Source organism: Desulfatiglans anilini DSM 4660 (assembly GCF_000422285.1).
GTDB classification, from domain to species: Bacteria; Desulfobacterota; DSM-4660; order Desulfatiglandales; family Desulfatiglandaceae; genus Desulfatiglans; species Desulfatiglans anilini.
Window position 1 is genome coordinate 110,482 of sequence record NZ_AULM01000004.1, and the last position, 16,461, is coordinate 126,942.

Here is a 16,461-nt window from a genome sequence, read left to right on the forward strand (position 1 = left end):
TGGAATCACCATTGATCCGCCGTGCACCCCTTGCCCGGCACGTTTCCCGGATAAACCCGCTCAACACCGCCCGAAAATAGGAGATCGGAGCCCCTCTGTCAAGCCTTAAGCCCGCCCGAGAAAATCCGGCATCAACGTATGCCCCGCCTTGTAAAGGATGCCGCTCGCAGCGGCGTTTTTCTCCGTGAATCCCCCCTGGCTCGGTGACCGGGCCAAATCTTCGGGGCCGGCCCACGCGAACGGCGCCGGCTCACGGCTGTGGGTCTTGAGGCAGATGGGGGTGAAGTGGTCGCTGGCGACCATCACACGAAAAGACGGGCAGGCGGAAAGCCCTTCGAGGACGGTTCCGACGACCTTTTCGTCAAAGGCCTCGATCGCCCGGATCTTTTCCTCGAGGCTTCCGTTGTGGCTCGCTTCATCGGGGGCCTCCACATGCACGAGCACGAAGTCATGCGTCGCGAGGGCCTCGATCGCGGCCTCGCCCTTGCCTCTGTAATTGGTGTCGAGATAGCCGGTGGCCCCCTCGACGAAAATCGGATCGAAACCGGCGTAAATGCCGATCCCCCGCAAGAGGTCCACCGCCGAAATGACGCCGCCGGTCAGGCCGAAGCGCTCGGTGAAACGCGGCAGCCGCGGCGCGCGCCCCTGTCCCCAGAGCCAGATGGAATTGGCTTCGAGGCGTCCGTCGGCGCGCCTCCGCCGGTTGACGGGATGCTCCCGAAGGATGGGCCACGAGGAAAGGATCAGCTCAGGCACGGGGTTCACCCCGCCCGTGTCGAGGTAAGCGGCCATATCGCGTCCCAGAACGTCGTGCGGGGGGATCGTCCGGGCATCCAGGGGACCGGATGACCACACCAGCAGATGGCGGTAGGCGACGCCCGGGTAGATGCGGATGCCCGGGGACTCGAGCCCCGTCTGGAGCACGGGGATCATCTCCCGCGACTCGGCGGTGGTGATGTCGCCCGAACTGTGGCTGACCATCACGATCTCGCCGTTCGGATGCCAATCCAGCGTAACCAGGTTCATCCGGAAGGCGACGTCGTCCGGGGCGAGGCTCACCCCGAGGCTTGCGGCCTCGAGGGGGGACCTGCCCGAATGGTACACGCGCGGGTCATAACCGAGCAGGCACAGATTGGCTACATCGCTCCCGGGTTCCATCCCCTCCGGGATCGTCTGGACCAGCCCCATGCGCCCCTGCGCGATGCGGTCCATATGGGGGGTGTGCGCCGCCTCGAGGGGCGTCCTGCCGTCCAGATCCTCGATGGGGTAATCCGCCATGCCGTCTCCCACCAGAAGCACGTAGCGGGTTCGCGGCGTCTTTTCCGAATCCATCAGGTATGCGCCCCTTCCACGCGGATCATCACGGTCCTGTCCGTCAATACGTCGAGCCGGTCGATCAGCCCGATCGCCCGCTGCGCACTCCGCTCCCGGGCCTCATGGGTCAGCATCACGATGGGAACCGAGCCGTTGACCTCGCGCCCCATCTGGATCACCGACGATATGCTGATCTGGTGGTCGCCCAGGATCCCCGCGATCCGCGAAAGGACACCCGGCTTGTCCTGGGCGGAAAAGCGGAAATAGTAGGCCGACACCAGTTCGTCCATGGGTTGGATGGCGATATGCTTCTGAACGGGCCGCGCATATCCGCGCGAGGGCAGGACCCTGCCCTGGCCCGAGCGCATCTGGCGCGCGAGGTCCATGATGTCTGAGACGACGGCGCTCCCGGTGGCCCGCCTCCCGGCCCCGAGACCGTAATAGAGGTTCGGACCCACGAAATCGCCTTCGATGTAAATGGCGTTGTACACGTCGTTGACGTTGGCGAGGATGTGGTCTTTGGGGATCATGGCGGGATGGACCCGCGCCTCGACCCGGTCCCCGTGGTGCCGGGCGATGGCCAAAAGCTTCACGCTGTATCCGAATTCACCAGCGAAGCGGAGGTCGTCCGGGGTAAGCCGCATGATGCCCTCGCGGTAAATCCCGTCGAAGGGCACCGCCTCACCCCTCGAAAGCATGATAAGGATCGCAAGCTTGTGGGCAGCGTCGGTCCCGTCCACGTCCAGGGTGGGCGGATCCTCGGCGTATCCCTCCCGGACCGCGTCCTCCACGACCTTCTCATAGGGCAGGGCCTCCCGGGCCATCCGCGTCAGGATGTAGTTGGAGGTCCCGTTCAGGATGCCCATGATCGTCTGAATGCGGTTCGCCGCCAGGCCGGAGCGCAACGCGCGGATGATGGGGATCCCCCCGCCGACGCTCGCCTCGAACGCGAGCCCCACCCCGTTTCTCTCCGCCAGTTCGAAAAGCTCGTTACCGGTCTCCGCGAGCAGGGCCTTGTTGGCGGTCACAACGTGCTTGCCGCGCTCGAGCGCCATACGGATGAATTCCTTCGCCTGTTTCAGACCGCCCATCACCTCGACAACAATCCCGATCTCGGGATCCTCGATGATCTCCATGGCGTCCCGGGTCAGAATCCTGCGGTCTATGGCCACTCCCCTGTCCCGTTCGATGTCGAGGTCGGCGATGCGCCGGATGACGATCTCCATCCCGACGCGATCCGCAATCAGGTCCCCGTTTTCGAGCAGAACCTCGCAGGCGCCCGCGCCGACCGTGCCGAACCCTATGATCCCCACCTGAAGCTGTGGCATATACCCTCACATTTCAAAAGCGGTCGGTTGTCCGGCCATCGATATCCGTCCAATGCCCGCCGCCCATGCCGATCTCAAAGAATCTGTTTGATCCCCCTGACCGCCTGGCGGATCCGGTGCGGGTTTTCCACCAGGGCGAAACGGACGTGTTCGTCGCCGTATTCGCCGAAGCCGATGCCCGGTGAAACCGCGACCCTGGCCTTCTCGATCAGCATCTTCGAAAACTCCACCGATCCCATCGCCCGGTAGGGCTCCGGAATACGCGCCCAGACGAACATCGTGCCTTTCGGTTTCTCGATCGCCCACCCGACGCGGTTCAGACCGTCCACCAGGACATCCCGCCTTTCCCGGTAGATTTCGACGATCTCCTCGACGCAGTCGTAAGGGCCGTTCAGGGCGATGATCGCTGCGATTTGAATGGGCTGGAAAACGCCGTAGTCGAGGTAGCTCTTGATCCGCCGCAGGGCCGAAACGAGGGCCGGGTTGCCGACGCAGAATCCGACGCGCCAGCCCGCCATGGAGTAGCTCTTCGAAAGGCTGAACAGCTCCACACCGATCTCCTTCGCCCCGGGGACCTGCAGGAAGCTGGGGGGCTCGTACCCGTCGAAGACCAGGTCCGCATAGGCGAAATCATGGATCACCATGATCTCGTGCTCGCGGCAGAACTCGACGATCTTTTCGAAGAAATGCAGATCGACGACGGCCGTCGTGGGGTTGTGCGGATAGGAGATGATCAGCATGCGCGGGTTCGGCCACGTCTGCTTGGTGGCCGACAGCAGGTCCTCGAAGAAATCCCGGTCCGGACCGATGGGGATGCTTCTGACATCACCCCCGGCGATGATCGCCGAGTAGGGATGAATGGGATAGGTCGGATTCGGTGCAAAAACGACGTCACCCGGGCTGATCGTCGCCAGGACCAGATGGGCGAGGCCCTCTTTGGCCCCGATGGTGACGATCGCCTCCTCATCCGGGTCCAGATCCACATCGAAGCGCCGCTTGTACCAATCGCAGATGGCCTGGCGTAGTTTGGTGATCCCCATGGATGCGGAGTAGCGATGATTCTGGCCTTTTTCCGCCGCCTCCACCAGCTTTTCGACGATGTGCCTGGGAGTGGGGATGTCAGGATTTCCCATCCCGAGATCGACGATGTCATCGCCCCTGTGCCGCGCGTCCATTTTGATCTTGTTGACCGTGGCGAAGACGTAGGGCGGCAGCCGGCTCATTCTCCTGAATTCCTGCATCATATCCGTCATCTCCTCTGTGAATCCACACCCTGTCCCAAGGGCCGCACCGATCGGGAGCCTTTTCCGCCACCTTTCGCGTCGACCCACAAAGCCCCTGAACGGGCAAGATCATAGTGGATCGCCTCAAAAAATGCAAAACCTACTTGGTTTCCATCCGGAAATGGCCTTTTTTGCCAATCTCGGCGTCAATCTGCACCTTTGCTTGTGCGGCGACCTACAGGTCGCCTCCGCGCAAAGGCTTGATTTCCTTGATATTGGCAAAAAATACTCATTTCCGGATTGGAAACTGGGTTGCACCGGAAAATCATCCTCGGATGGACACTACTTGGTTTCCATCCGGAAATGGTTCGCCGCTGTCGTTCGAACGGCCGGCAAACCGATCCGGCCAGAATTCGTTTGACAAACCCGGCCCTAAAATTCGAGTATAGGCAGATTCTATTATGCCTGAAACACCTTCTTTTTTTGCTCAAAACGCCTTGTTGGACAAAAACCGATGACCGAGAAGAAACTGACGCGAAAGTATGCCGATGCCGGCGTCGATATCGACGCCGGCAATCGCTTCGTACAAAGGATCAAGCCGATTGTCAGCAAGACCTTCCGTACCGGGGTCATCACCGACATCGGAGGATTTGCGGGGCTGTTCTCCCTGAACCTCCAGCACATTGAAAAGCCCGTCCTCGTGAGCTCGACGGACGGCGTCGGCACCAAATTGAAGATCGCTTTCATGATGGACCGGCACGATACGGTCGGCATCGACCTGGTCGCCATGTGCGTAAACGACATCCTTGTCCAGGGCGCCGCTCCCCTGTTCTTTCTGGATTATCTCGCGATGGGGAAACTGGATGTGGACAGGGCCGCCGACATCGTCAAAGGGATCGCCGACGGATGCCAGGAGGCGCAATGCTCCCTGATCGGGGGAGAAACCGCCGAAATGCCCGATTTCTACGGCAAGGGGGAATACGACCTGGCCGGGTTCGTGGTCGGCCTGGCTGACAACAAGGATATCCTGGACGGCTCGGAGATCGCCGTAGGACACCGCCTGATCGGCATTGGATCGAGCGGGCTGCACAGCAACGGTTATTCCCTGGTCCGCAAGATCTTCTTCGAAGACCTTCACATGAAGGTCGACGATTTTGTGCCCGAATTCGGACGGACGCTTGGAGATGAGCTGCTGGAGCCGACGCGCATTTATGTCCGTGCGATCCAGAACCTGCGCCGCGACTTCCGCCTTTACGGCATCGCCCACATCACGGGCGGCGGGTTGATCGACAACCTCCCCCGGATCCTGCCGGCGGCCTGCAAAGGGGTGATCGAGCGGGGATCCTGGGAGCGGCCGCCGATCTTCCCCTACCTCGAGCAAAAGGCCGACATCCCCGAACGGGAGATGCTCCGCACCTTCAACAACGGGTTGGGTCTCGTGATCGTCGTGAGCGCCGAAGACACGAAGGAGGTCATGCTGCGTCTTCAGGCCATGGGTGAGAAGGGCTACCTGATCGGCACGGTCGACGAGCGCGGTGAGGGTGAAGAGCCCGTCGAACTGACCGGTTGAACGTTGAACACCGGCCCCCTGTCAGCGCCTCGCCGGAGGCCTGAAAGGCAGACCGGAGGCGAATCACCCCCTGCAAAGATCCAACTGAAGGAGCGTCATTCATGTTCGGACTAGGCCCGAGCGAGCTTCTCATCATCGCAGTGATCGTGCTGATCCTGTTCGGCGCCAAACGCCTGCCGGAGATCGGGAAGGGTCTTGGCGGGGCGATCCGGGAATTCCGGAATGTCAGAAAAGACCTCGCCGAACCACTGAACGAGGCTGAACAAACCCCCGATACGGCGCGCGGGAAGACCGTGGCTGAGCCCCCCGCCCCGCGGCCCCTTGAGGCCAAACTGACCGATGCCGTCATCGGGCAGGTCCCAGGCGTCAAGAGGGCTATCGAAGTCAAGGACAAGGCTCAAAAGATAAAAGAGATCCTGCAATAACCTGGCGGGATGAGAAGAGGCAACGACGACGCCGGCATTTCTTCGTCCATTCGGCGCAATCTTGCTCCCACGCGTGACCTGCCGTCCATCCGGCAGAGCCGCCCCGCTTGGACGCCCCTGCAGATATTCTTCGAAGGAACGCCTTGAAAGACCATGTCGACCTGTGAAATCCCAGACAACCGGCCGCCGGACGAAGCCATTGGCGCGGTTCTGCGCAGATGCCGGACCATCGCAGTGGTGGGCCTCTCGCCGAAGCCCGCGCGGGACAGCCACCGGGTGGCGGCCTACCTGCTCGAGCACGGCTACGATGTCATCCCTGTCAATCCCGGACAGAAGGAAATCCTCGGACGCCCCTGTTTCCGAACCTTGTCGGAGATCCCGTTTCAAGTGGATCTCGCCGACCTGTTCGTCGGTCCCGAGCGCGTGCCTTCCTTTGTCGATCAGGCTGTCGGCCAAGGGATCGGGGTGATCTGGATGCAGCTCGGGATCGTGCACGAGGAGGCCGCCCGGAAGGCGCGGGAAGCCGGCTGCACGGTCATCATGAACCGCTGCATCATGCGGGATCACATGCAGCTGCAAACCGGGGGCGGGAGATGAAAAAGGCGTGGCTCGCGGCTCTCTGCTCCGGGCTGGTCATCCCCGGGCTGGGGCAGGTCTTCAACCAGCACCTGAAGAAGGGGTTGATCCTGCTCGGGTCCGTGTTCGTTCTCTTCCTCGCCGCCCTTTTCGCATCCTACCGGGTGATCCAGCAGGCGATGGAAAGCGCCCCGGATCCTTCCACCGCCGGCGGCGGGTTTATCGCCCGGCTTCAGGCCCAGGATCTCACCACCCTCAAGGTGATCCTGGCTTTATTCGCCATCCTTTGGATCTACGCGGTCATCGACGCCTTCGTCTCCGGGGCGCGGATCGATCGCGGGACACGGTGACCCCTGCCATGCGCGCCTATCTCCTCGATGAAATACCGTCCGCCCACCTCGAAAGGATCAAGGGCTTTCTGGATCAAAACGCCCTGCACAGCAGGGTCGACGAGATCTACTGGGTTCAACTTCCTGACGACCTTCTGACCCCGGAACAATACAGTCATCAGGCCTGCCGCCCCCACGTCTTCGCCGTCGAGTTGGGCCCGGACTGGGTGCGGTTCGAATTTCTCATCCGGTCGCTCCACACCATGCAATGCACCTGTCCCGGCTACTGCACCGAAGCGCAGCGGCACTTCGTGATGCATTTTGCGGACAATATGCTGAAGAGCCTGGACATTCAGACCTGACCTCCCAGCGTCTCCCGAATCCGTCTTGCGACCACCGCCGCACCCTCTTCATCACCCCAGAAACCGACCCGGATCGCGACCTCGGTTTGCTCCGCCGAGACATACTTCATTTTGAGGGTCACCGGCGTGCCGTCCGCCTGCCCGGCCGAGACCGTGCCCGAAGTGAGGTCGTGCCGCGCGTCCTTCATGGTGAACCCGAGGGCCTGAACGGCCGTGAGGCCCGCCTCCCAGGTCCTTTCGAACGGGGCGTTGTAGACGGTGATCAAAGAGCCCTGGTAATATCGATAACCTCCCACACCGGCGGCCGCACCCGTGCCGAAGACCATCAACGGCCCGCATCCGCCTAGGGTCAGGAACCATAAAACCACTGCCGCCATGCACTTTACGTTCTTCAATGCCATAAGACCTTTCGCTTCACAGCTTTAAGCGGGCGCGGCGATGCGCCGCCTTACCCATTTTCCCTCAGATTACGTTCATCCGGAAATGATTTCCCGGTAGGACCCGGCTTCTTCAGACCCCTCGTCTGCTCAGCCCCCGCCCGGTCCGGCCAATATCAAGGAAATCGAGCGTTTGCGCGGGGACGACTGCAAATCGCCGCGCAAGCAGCCGTACAGATTGACACCGTGACAGGCCAAAAAGACCCTTTCCTGATGGACATCAGATTGCCGACCGCTACGACGGATGTCAACCTCTTCAAGGTTCGACCTCCAAACCGAATCTGGATTTGACTTGAAGAGGTGCATCTGTTATTTTTTCGGTTTATCATATGATATGGAGGCGCCTCGTATGGATTACAAACAAACACTCAACCTTCCCCAAACCGCCTTTCCCATGAAGGCCAACCTGGTCAAACGAGAGCCCGAAATCCTGGCCAAATGGGAATCGGAGAAGCTTTACGAACTGATCCGGACCCGGTCCAAGGGCCGCAAGCGCTACATGCTGCACGACGGCCCCCCATACGCCAACGGCCACATCCATATGGGCACCGCCTTCAACAAGATCCTGAAGGATATCATCATCAAATCCAAGCAGATGGCAGGTTATGACGCCCCTTACGTCCCCGGCTGGGACTGCCACGGCCTCCCGATCGAACACAAGGTGGACCAGGAGCTTGGAAAACGCAAGGCGGACATGACCCAGGCCGAGATCCGCCGCCACTGCCGGGCCTACGCCGAGCGGTTCATCGACATCCAGCGCAATGAATTCAAGCGCCTGGGCGTCCTCGGCGAGTGGGAGCGCCCTTACCTCACGATGAACTTTCCCTACGAGGCCACCATCGTCCGCGAATTCGGCAAGTTCGCACTGAACGGCAGCCTCATCCGCAGCAAAAAACCCATTTACTGGTGCGCCTCCTGCCACACCGCCCTGGCGGAAGCCGAGGTCGAGTACGGGGACCATGCCTCACCGTCCATCTTCGTCAAATTTCCCATGGTCTCCGACCTGTCGCCACGTTACCCGGAGCTCCAGGGAAAGCGGGTCTTCGTGCTCATCTGGACCACCACCCCGTGGACCATCCCGGCGAACCTGGCCATCGCGCTCCACCCGGGCTTCGACTACGTCGCCGTGGAGATTCCGGGCGGGAACGTCCTCATTCTGGCCGAAGGCCTGCTGCATGTCTGCATGGACACCTTCGGCATCGATGATTATAAAATCGTGACCGCCGTCGACCCCAGGGATCTCGAAAACCTGGAGGCGCGCCATCCCCTCTACGACCGGCCCTCCCGCATTGTGCTGGCCCCTTACGTCACCCTGGAGGCCGGCACCGGCTGCGTCCACACGGCTCCAGGGCACGGCCGCGAGGACTACGAAACCGGGCTCGCCTACGGCCTGGAGGTCTACTCTCCGGTGGACGGAGACGGCCGCTTCCTCCCTGAAGTCGAGTTCTTCGCCGGGCAGAGCGTCTTCGAGGCCAATCCGCTGGTCAACCAGAAGCTGCGGGAGGTCGGCGCCCTCATGAAGGAGGAGGTCATCCACCACGAATACCCGCACTGCTGGCGGTGCAAACAGCCGGTCATCTTCCGCTCGACAGAGCAGTGGTTCATCTCGATGGACAAGACCCAACTGCGGCAGCGCGCCATCGAGGCCATCGACCGCGTCAACTGGATCCCGGCCTGGGGGCAGGAGAGGATCCAGAACATGATCGCCAACCGCCCCGACTGGTGCATCTCCCGGCAGCGGAGCTGGGGGGTTCCCATCACGGTCTTTTTCTGCAAAGACTGCGGCGAGGTCCTCGTCTCGCAGGAGATCATCGACCACGTGGCCGCCAAGGTGGAGGCATCCGGCGCCGATATCTGGTTCACCCAACCCGAAACCGACCTTCTCCCCCCGGGAACGAAATGCCCCGGCTGCGGCTCGGAGCGATTCCAGAAGGAAACGGACATCCTGGACGTCTGGTTCGATTCGGGTGTCAGCTACGCCGCCGTCATGGAGAAGCGCCCCTACCTCGACAGCCCCGCCGACATGTACCTGGAAGGCAGCGACCAGCACCGCGGCTGGTTTCACAGCTCTCTGCTCTGCTCCGTCGGGACCCGGAACGAGGCCCCTTACCGCAGCGTGCTGACCCACGGTTTCGTGGTCGACGGGGCGGGCAAGGCCATGCACAAATCCGCCGGAAACGTCATCGCGCCCGAAGAACTCATCCGGAAATACGGGGCTGAGATCCTGCGCCTCTGGGTCGCGGGGGAGGATTACCGCGACAACATCCGGCTCTCCGACGAGATCCTGCAGCGTCTGACAGAGGCCTACCGGCGCATCCGCAACACCTGCCGCTTCCTGATCGGGAACCTTTATGATTTCGATCCAGCGGCCGACCGCGTCCCCCGTGAAGACATGGCCGAGCTCGATCAGTGGGCCCTGCACCGTCTCCAGGACCTGAGCCGGCGGATCCTCAAAGCCTATGAGGACTGCGAATTCCACATCGTTTACCACGGTCTGCACAATTTCTGCGTGCTGGATCTCTCGTCGCTTTACCTGGATATCGTCAAGGACCGGCTGTACACCTCGCCCCCCCGCTCCCAGGCGCGGCGCTCGGCCCAGACGGCCATGCATGTCATCCTGGACGCTCTGGTGCGCCTCATGGCCCCGGTCCTCTCCTTCACCGCCGAGGAGATCTGGCAGTACCTGAAAGGCGATCGTGAGCCAAGCGTACACGCGGACTGTTTCGCCCCGCTCGACAAGGCCTTTTCCAACCCGGAGCTCGCCGAGCGCTGGGACCGCATCATGGCGGTCCGCCGGGAGGTCACCAAGGCCCTGGAACTGGCCCGCAAGGAAAAGCGGATCGGCCATTCCCTGGATGCCGTCGTGACCCTGGGGCTGGGCGAAAACCTCATGGACCTGCTGCATGCTTACCGGGAAGAGCTTCGCTCCGTCTTCATCGTCTCGGAAGTGAGGCTCGCCTCAGGGGGCGATATGGACTCCGTGCCCGAGAGCGAGACGGTTCCCGGACTGCGGGTGCTCGTCGGACCCTCCGAGCAGGCCAAGTGCGAGCGGTGCTGGGTGCATGACGCGAGCGTCGGCGAGGCGGACGCCCATCCCACCCTCTGCCGGCGATGCCTGCAGGCGATCGAGGAAACGGAGTAAAATCGTTGGCACGCCCTGTTCATTTCGCCGTTTGGCCGGCGGCGGTCGTGGTGGCACTGGACCAGATCTCGAAGTGGCTGCTGATCCGCCTGGTTCAACCCTTCGAATCGATCCCGGTGCTGAGCGGTTTTTTCAACATCGTCCATGTCCGAAACCGGGGAATGGCCTTCGGACTGCTCAACCGGAGCGACGGCGTGCAGTGGCGGATGATCCTCCTCATCGGAGCCAGCCTGGCGGCTATTGTGGTCCTCGTCTGGTGGCTCGCGCGCTTGAAGCCCGGCGAAAGACTCATGGCCTTCGCCCTCTCGCTCGTCCTCGGAGGGGCCGTCGGCAATCTGATCGACCGTCTGGCCTATAGTGAAGTGATCGATTTTCTGGATTTTTATATCGGATCCTACCATTGGCCGGCCTTCAACGTCGCGGATGCAGCCATCACGACCGGAACCATCCTGATCGGGTTGGTCTTTCTCGGTGTTTCACGGAAAGGCGCTCCAATTTGAAGGCGTGAACATGCCCGGTCAGGACCCTTTTTTCAATCCGACGATGAAAACGGCACGAACTTCTCGAACCTCAAACGGTTTCCCGGCATGATGCAGACGCCCACCCGGAAAGCAGCATCCGGCACAATGGAATGTCCAGCCTGGAAAGAGTGCTTATGTTCCCTGACTTGATCTCGATAGGCCCTTTCACCTTGCACAGTTACGGCCTTCTCGTGGCCACCGGGTTCCTGGCCGGTCTGTTCGTCACCCTCAAGATCGGGCAACGCGAGGGATACACGTCGCAGCAGATCATGGACATGGGGTTCCTGATGATCCTGGGGGGTGTCATCGGATCGAGGATCCTGTATATCCTGATCAACTTCGGGTACTATCTCGAGCATCCCCTGGATGCCGTCAAGATCTGGCAGGGCGGGCTCGTCTTTTCAGGCGGGATCCTGGGCGCCCTGATCACCATGGGCTGGTACAGCCGCCGCCACCACATTCCGCTGTGGAACCTGGGGGACCTCTGGGCACCGGCCGCCTCCATCGGGCAGGGCTTCGGACGGATCGGATGTCTCCTGGCCGGCTGCTGCTACGGGAAGCCCACCGATTCGTGGTGTGGGATCGTGTTTTCCCACCCCCATTCCCTGGCCCCGTTGGGGATCCCCCTGCATCCCACCCAACTTTACGCGTCACTGAGCGCCTTTGCGATCTTTGCGATCCTCCTTGTCCTTTCTTTCAGAAAAACCTATCCAGGACAGATCTTTCTGTGGTTTCTCATCCTGCACAGCACTGCGAGGCTCTGGATCGAAAAGTACCGCTGGGACGACCGCGGCAGTCTGGGAGGCACCTCTATGACCGTAACCCAGATGGTTGCACTTGGCATCCTGCTCGCTGCGATCGTCATGTTGTTCGTTCTCAAGTCCCGTCGCAGGAATATGGCAAATGCACCCGGCCGTCATCCACCTGACGTGGACTGATCGTTTCCCCTGACGGCGCATACGACCGGCCCCCATCCATCGAAAGGAACCTTGCGGCATGTCTGGACCAGAAGACCTTTCCGGTCTGCGCATTGAAAAGAAGACATTCACCACCCGCCGGAGCCGGAAAAAATATTTTATCATCATCGCGGTTGGAGTGGCGGCCGCTGCTTTGCTCTACTGGCTTCATCAACAACAACTGCTCCAGCCGGCTACAGAGGTCCACACCTATCATGTTCAATCCTTATATCCCTCCCAGACCTTCACCCGCCTGAATGCCAGCGGCTATGTCGTCGCACAGCGAAAATCCGCTGTGGCAGGCAAAATTACGGCTCAACTGGTCGAGCTGTCCGTGGAAGAGGGCAGCCGTGTTTCGGAAGGGGACGTCATTGCGCGTCTCGAAGACCGTGACGCCCTGGCCGCGCGCGAAAGGGCGCGAGCAAACCTCGAACTGGCCGTTTCAAACCTCGCACAGGCGAAGGCCGAGCTGCGCGATGCCAGACTGGATTACGAGAGAAACCGGCAGCTCGTCGAGAAGGGAATCGTGGCGCGGGCCCAGTTCGACAAGGCCGAAGCGCGTTTCAGAAGTTTATCGGCCCTGGTCCGCGCCAGAGAGGCGGCGATCGAGGCGGCAGAGGCTGCGGTTCAGGAGACGGAGGTGGCGATCGAATATACCTATATCCGCGCCCCCTTCGATGCCGTAGTATTGACCAAAAACGCCGACATAGGGGACATCGTCACCCCCATCGGGGCCGCCGCCAATTCCAAGGCGGCCGTCGTGACGATTGCTGACATGGACTCCCTCCAGGTGGAGGTGGACGTCTCCGAAGCGAACATCGCCATAGTTTACGAGGGGCAGCCCTGCGAGATCCAGCTCGACGCCTTTCCGGATCGGCGCTTTCCAGGAAAGGTTTACATGATCGTCCCCACGGCGGATCGAACCAAGGCCTCCGTCCTGGTCAAGGTTGCCTTCGACCGTCTGCCGGAAAATATCCTGCCCGAGATGAGCGCGAAGGTGGCCTTTCTGGAGAGGGCCGTTCAGTCCGATGAAGAGAAGCCCGTCCTTGCCGTCCCCGTCTCTTCTCTGGTCGAGAAAGAAGGCGAAAAGCATGTCTTCGTCGTCTCCGGGAAGCGGGCCATCCTGACACGCATCGAGACCGGGCGCCTTTTCGGGTCGATGCAGGAAATCACCGGCGGGATTGCAGCTGGCGACCGCGTCGTCATCGACCCCCCTGCGCAGTTCGCCCATCTGACCCGGGTCAGTCTCCTGGAGTAGCGTATGGACAAGGAAGACCGGATCCTCGTAGAGATCGATAACCTCAGCAAATCTTACCGGCGGGGCGATCAGACCATTCCGGTCCTCAACGACATCAGCCTGGAGATTCCCGAGCGTGACTTTCTGGCCCTCATGGGCCCTTCCGGATCGGGGAAAAGCACCCTGCTGAACCTCATAGCCGGCCTCGACCGCGCGGACAGCGGCATCATCCGTGTGGCCGGGGTCATCATCACAGGGCTTTCCGAGATCGAGCTGGCCCACTGGCGGGCCCAGAACGTCGGTTTCATCTTCCAGTTCTACAACCTGATCCCCGTTCTGACCGCTTTTGAAAACGTCGAACTTCCGCTCCTGCTGACCGACCTCCCCAAGAGGGCGCGCCGTGAACATGTCAAGACCGCACTCGCGCTGGTCAAACTGGATGACCGCATGGACCACCGCCCGGGACAGCTGTCCGGCGGCCAGCAGCAGCGGGTGGCCATCGCGCGCGCGGTCGTCACCGACCCCGCCATCCTGGTCGCCGATGAGCCCACTGGAGACCTCGACCGGCGATCGGCCGACGATGTTCTCAACCTGATGGAGCGTTTGACCAGCGACCTCGGCAAAACCGTCATTATGGTAACCCATGACCCGCGCGCGGCTGAACGGGCCCGCACCCTGAAGGTCCTCGACAAGGGTATCCTCGCCAATGCTTCTGAAGCTCCTCTTGCGTAACACCTTTCGATCCCGTCTGCGCAGCGCCCTCACCGTTAGCGGCGTGGCCGTCGCCATCCTTGCCTTCGGCCTCCTGAGGACGGTCATCGAAACGTGGTACGCCGGTGCCGACGCCACTTCCGCCACACGGCTCGTCACCCGCAACGCCATCTCGCTCATCTTTCCCCTGCCGATCGCCTACCTTGAGAAGATCCGCAGCGTAGACAACGTGAAGACCGTTTCCTACGGCATCTGGTTTGGGGGGCGATACATCGACGAAAAGCACTTTTTTGCCAACTTCGCCGTCGAACCCCGCACCTACCTCGAGCTTTATCCGGAATTTGTCCTGCCTGAAAAGCAAAAAGAGGCCTTTTTCCGCAACCGCAAAGGGTGCATCGCCGGAAGGCGGCTGGCCGAAAGGTTCGGGTGGCGCATCGGAGACAGCATCACCCTCCAGGGGACCATCTACCCGGGAAACTGGGACCTCACCCTTCTGGGCATATACGAAGGGCGTGAGCCGACCACCGACGAGCGGCAGTTTTTTCTGCACTGGGACTACCCGAACGAAACCCTGAAAAAACTGGGTCTGCCGAGGGCGGATCAGGTAGGCTTCTACATGATCGGCATCGAGGATCCCGATCGTGCTGCCGCCACGTCGGAGGCCATCGACAAACTGTTCAGGAATTCCTATGCCGAAACCCTGACGGAAACGGAAAAGGCCTTTTCCCTCGGTTTCATCGCCATGGGCGAGGCTATTCTGACGGCGATTCAACTGGTTTCCCTGGTGGTGATCATCATCATCATGGCGGTTGTCGCGAACACCATGGCTATGAGTGTGCGGGAGCGCTCAGGTGAATACGCGGTCTTCAAGACCCTCGGCTTCGGTAGATTTTTTCTGGGGCGGCTCATCCTGGGGGAATCGCTGCTGATCACCGGAATGGGCGGGATTTTGGGAATCCTCCTCACCTTCCCTGCAGCGGACCTCTTTGCCGATGCACTCGCGGATTATTTCCCGGCCTTCTTCGTCAAACAAGAGACCCTTATACTCGATGGGGTCGCGGTCCTGGCCGTGGGGTTGGCGGCATCCGTCATCCCCATCTGGAGAACCTTGAACGTTCGCATCACCGATGCGCTGGGCAGGATCGGATAGCCTCACATGAAACTGCTCTTCTTTTACAGCTTCAGAAACCTCCTGACGCGCAGGCTTACGACCTTTCTGACCACCGGAGGGATGGCCCTGGTCGTCTTCGTCTTCGCCGCCATCGTCATGCTCGCCGACGGACTGCAAAAGACGCTGGTCGACACGGGCGCAGCGGACAACATCGTGGTCATCCGACGCTCGGCCTTATCCGAGGTCCAGAGCGCCATCGAACGCGACAAGGCCGCGATCGTCGAAACCGACCCGGGCATTGCACTCGGCCCTAGCGGAGAGCGGCTTCTGGCGAAAGAATTGATCGTGTTGATCACCTTGCAGAAGCGCGAAAGCGGAAACCCTGCAAATGTCGTGATCCGCGGCGGCACGACCCGGTCCCTGCACCTGAGGGACCAGATCACCCTCACGGCCGGACGGCTGCCCCACCCCGGCGCGCTCGAGATCATGGTGGGTCGAAACGTGGCGGAGCGCTTCGACAACGCCGGGCTCGGGCAGAGTCTTTTCTTCGCCCAGCGGCGGTGGCGCGTGGTCGGCATCTTCGATGCCGGCAATACGGGATTCTCCTCCGAGATCTGGGGGGATGTAGATCAACTGATGCAGGCCTTCAGGCGCAACGTCTATTCCTCCATCATCTTCCGCCTGCGGCAGGCCAACGGCTTCGATGCCGTCTCGGAGCGTATCCTCAACGATCCCCGGCTTACCCTCGACGTCAAACGCGAAAGGGATTTCTACCGGGAACAGTCGGAGATGATGAGCAAATTCCTGCGCCTTCTCGGCTTCTATCTGACCCTGATCTTCTCGATCGGCGCCGTGGTCGGCGCCATGATCACGATGTACGCCGCCGTCGCCAACCGCACCCAGGAAATCGGCACCCTGCGCGCACTCGGGTTCCAGCGCGGCACGATCCTGACGGCCTTTCTCCTCGAATCGCTCCTCCTGGGACTCCTCGGGGGCCTCGGCGGCCTCTTCTTTTCGAGCTTCCTCCAGTTCTTCACCGTATCGACGACCAACTTCCAAACCTTCTCCGAGTTGGCCTTCCGCTTCACGCTGACCTCGGCCACCGCCTTGAAGGCGCTCAGCTTCGCCCTCTTCATGGGCTTCCTGGGCGGCATCCTCCCTGCGATCCAGGCCGCCCGGAAAAACATCGTCGAAGCCCTGCGTTGAAATACCACGTTTC

At 61.3% G+C, this 16,461-nt stretch carries 17 protein-coding genes; 13 read left to right on the forward strand and 4 right to left on the reverse strand.

Going from position 1 to position 16,461, the window contains the following annotated elements; genetic code table 11:
• Nucleotides 1-105: 105 nt before the first annotated feature.
• From H567_RS0106110 to alaC, 3 genes are all read right to left on the reverse strand, one after another.
• Nucleotides 106-1,332 carry a cofactor-independent phosphoglycerate mutase gene (locus H567_RS0106110; protein WP_028320727.1) on the reverse strand — a complete coding sequence of 409 codons (1,227 nt, stop codon included), beginning with the start codon at nt 1,330-1,332 and terminating at the stop codon, nt 106-108.
• Entirely contained in the window at nt 1,332-2,642 is a 1,311-nt protein-coding gene (locus tag H567_RS0106115) for a homoserine dehydrogenase (protein WP_028320728.1), read from the reverse strand. The genes H567_RS0106110 and H567_RS0106115 overlap by 1 nt, the downstream gene beginning before the upstream one ends.
• A 74-nt stretch (nt 2,643-2,716) precedes the next feature.
• A complete protein-coding gene (gene alaC, locus H567_RS0106120) occupies nt 2,717-3,883 on the reverse strand; it encodes an alanine transaminase (RefSeq protein WP_028320729.1) in 1,167 nt (388 codons plus the stop codon).
• A gap of 133 nt (nt 3,884-4,016) precedes the next feature.
• Here alaC and H567_RS0106125 point away from each other — a divergent pair, with 133 nt between their 5' ends.
• The 6 genes from H567_RS0106125 to H567_RS0106150 all read left to right on the forward strand — a co-directional run bounded on the left by H567_RS0106125 (nt 4,017) and on the right by H567_RS0106150 (nt 7,127).
• Nucleotides 4,017-4,286: a hypothetical protein gene (locus H567_RS0106125; RefSeq protein WP_153306070.1), complete on the forward strand. Its 270-nt coding sequence runs from the start codon at nt 4,017-4,019 to the stop codon at nt 4,284-4,286.
• A 93-nt stretch (nt 4,287-4,379) separates the two neighbouring features.
• Entirely contained in the window at nt 4,380-5,435 is a 1,056-nt protein-coding gene (gene purM / locus H567_RS0106130; protein ID WP_028320731.1) for a phosphoribosylformylglycinamidine cyclo-ligase, read from the forward strand.
• A 101-nt stretch (nt 5,436-5,536) separates the two neighbouring features.
• Complete coding sequence (locus H567_RS30035; RefSeq protein ID WP_051184530.1) at nt 5,537-5,860, forward strand: Sec-independent protein translocase subunit TatA/TatB; 324 nt, start codon at nt 5,537-5,539, stop codon at nt 5,858-5,860.
• A 153-nt stretch (nt 5,861-6,013) separates the two neighbouring features.
• Nucleotides 6,014-6,457 carry a CoA-binding protein gene (locus tag H567_RS0106140; RefSeq protein ID WP_028320732.1) on the forward strand — a complete coding sequence of 148 codons (444 nt, stop codon included), beginning with the start codon at nt 6,014-6,016 and terminating at the stop codon, nt 6,455-6,457.
• Nucleotides 6,454-6,786: a hypothetical protein gene (locus H567_RS0106145; protein ID WP_028320733.1), complete on the forward strand. Its 333-nt coding sequence runs from the start codon at nt 6,454-6,456 to the stop codon at nt 6,784-6,786. Before H567_RS0106140 ends, H567_RS0106145 begins: the two co-directional genes overlap by 4 nt.
• Nucleotides 6,787-6,794: 8 nt before the next feature.
• Complete coding sequence (locus tag H567_RS0106150) at nt 6,795-7,127, forward strand: hypothetical protein (RefSeq protein ID WP_028320734.1); 333 nt, start codon at nt 6,795-6,797, stop codon at nt 7,125-7,127.
• On the opposite strand, the gene H567_RS0106155 is transcribed toward H567_RS0106150, so the two are convergent.
• Nucleotides 7,118-7,528: a DUF3568 family protein gene (locus tag H567_RS0106155; RefSeq protein WP_084516931.1), complete on the reverse strand. Its 411-nt coding sequence runs from the start codon at nt 7,526-7,528 to the stop codon at nt 7,118-7,120. The two genes, H567_RS0106150 and H567_RS0106155, sit on opposite strands and share 10 nt — an antisense overlap.
• Nucleotides 7,529-7,913: 385 nt before the next feature.
• Between H567_RS0106155 and ileS the strand changes: the two genes are divergently transcribed.
• The 7 genes from ileS (at nt 7,914) to H567_RS0106190 (ending at nt 16,448) form a co-directional block, all read left to right on the forward strand.
• Nucleotides 7,914-10,706 (forward strand): isoleucine--tRNA ligase, encoded by a 2,793-nt coding sequence (gene ileS / locus H567_RS0106160; RefSeq protein ID WP_028320736.1) that lies wholly within the window; start codon nt 7,914-7,916, stop codon nt 10,704-10,706.
• Nucleotides 10,707-10,711: 5 nt separating this feature from the next.
• On the forward strand, nt 10,712-11,206 hold the full coding sequence (gene lspA, locus H567_RS0106165) for a signal peptidase II (protein ID WP_028320737.1): 495 nt from the start codon (nt 10,712-10,714) through the stop codon (nt 11,204-11,206).
• 155 nt (nt 11,207-11,361) lie between these two features.
• On the forward strand, nt 11,362-12,165 hold the full coding sequence (lgt, locus tag H567_RS0106170) for a prolipoprotein diacylglyceryl transferase (protein ID WP_028320738.1): 804 nt from the start codon (nt 11,362-11,364) through the stop codon (nt 12,163-12,165).
• A 58-nt stretch (nt 12,166-12,223) separates the two neighbouring features.
• Nucleotides 12,224-13,441, forward strand: a complete 1,218-nt coding sequence (locus H567_RS0106175) for an efflux RND transporter periplasmic adaptor subunit (RefSeq protein WP_028320739.1) — start codon at nt 12,224-12,226, stop codon at nt 13,439-13,441.
• A 3-nt stretch (nt 13,442-13,444) separates the two neighbouring features.
• Nucleotides 13,445-14,152, forward strand: a complete 708-nt coding sequence (locus H567_RS0106180) for an ABC transporter ATP-binding protein (RefSeq protein WP_028320740.1) — start codon at nt 13,445-13,447, stop codon at nt 14,150-14,152.
• Nucleotides 14,127-15,281 (forward strand): ABC transporter permease, encoded by a 1,155-nt coding sequence (locus H567_RS0106185; protein ID WP_028320741.1) that lies wholly within the window; start codon nt 14,127-14,129, stop codon nt 15,279-15,281. The genes H567_RS0106180 and H567_RS0106185 overlap by 26 nt, the downstream gene beginning before the upstream one ends.
• 6 nt (nt 15,282-15,287) lie before the next feature.
• Entirely contained in the window at nt 15,288-16,448 is a 1,161-nt protein-coding gene (locus H567_RS0106190; RefSeq protein ID WP_028320742.1) for an ABC transporter permease, read from the forward strand.
• Nucleotides 16,449-16,461: the final 13 nt, after the last annotated feature.

Excerpts from the sequence above, each read along its gene's own strand:
- H567_RS0106110 (WP_028320727.1), bottom strand. The coding sequence starts at position 1,332 with ATGGATTCGGAAAAGACGCCGCGAACCCGCTACGTGCTTCTGGTGGGA.
- H567_RS0106115 (WP_028320728.1), bottom strand. The coding sequence starts at position 2,642 with ATGCCACAGCTTCAGGTGGGGATCATAGGGTTCGGCACGGTCGGCGCG.
- alaC (WP_028320729.1), bottom strand. The coding sequence starts at position 3,883 with ATGCAGGAATTCAGGAGAATGAGCCGGCTGCCGCCCTACGTCTTCGCC.
- H567_RS0106125 (WP_153306070.1), top strand. The coding sequence starts at position 4,017 with ATGCAAAACCTACTTGGTTTCCATCCGGAAATGGCCTTTTTTGCCAAT.
- purM (WP_028320731.1), top strand. The coding sequence starts at position 4,380 with ATGACCGAGAAGAAACTGACGCGAAAGTATGCCGATGCCGGCGTCGAT.
- H567_RS30035 (WP_051184530.1), top strand. The coding sequence starts at position 5,537 with ATGTTCGGACTAGGCCCGAGCGAGCTTCTCATCATCGCAGTGATCGTG.
- H567_RS0106140 (WP_028320732.1), top strand. The coding sequence starts at position 6,014 with ATGTCGACCTGTGAAATCCCAGACAACCGGCCGCCGGACGAAGCCATT.
- H567_RS0106145 (WP_028320733.1), top strand. The coding sequence starts at position 6,454 with ATGAAAAAGGCGTGGCTCGCGGCTCTCTGCTCCGGGCTGGTCATCCCC.
- H567_RS0106150 (WP_028320734.1), top strand. The coding sequence starts at position 6,795 with ATGCGCGCCTATCTCCTCGATGAAATACCGTCCGCCCACCTCGAAAGG.
- H567_RS0106155 (WP_084516931.1), bottom strand. The coding sequence starts at position 7,528 with ATGGCATTGAAGAACGTAAAGTGCATGGCGGCAGTGGTTTTATGGTTC.
- ileS (WP_028320736.1), top strand. The coding sequence starts at position 7,914 with ATGGATTACAAACAAACACTCAACCTTCCCCAAACCGCCTTTCCCATG.
- lgt (WP_028320738.1), top strand. The coding sequence starts at position 11,362 with ATGTTCCCTGACTTGATCTCGATAGGCCCTTTCACCTTGCACAGTTAC.
- H567_RS0106175 (WP_028320739.1), top strand. The coding sequence starts at position 12,224 with ATGTCTGGACCAGAAGACCTTTCCGGTCTGCGCATTGAAAAGAAGACA.
- H567_RS0106180 (WP_028320740.1), top strand. The coding sequence starts at position 13,445 with ATGGACAAGGAAGACCGGATCCTCGTAGAGATCGATAACCTCAGCAAA.
- H567_RS0106185 (WP_028320741.1), top strand. The coding sequence starts at position 14,127 with ATGCTTCTGAAGCTCCTCTTGCGTAACACCTTTCGATCCCGTCTGCGC.
- H567_RS0106190 (WP_028320742.1), top strand. The coding sequence starts at position 15,288 with ATGAAACTGCTCTTCTTTTACAGCTTCAGAAACCTCCTGACGCGCAGG.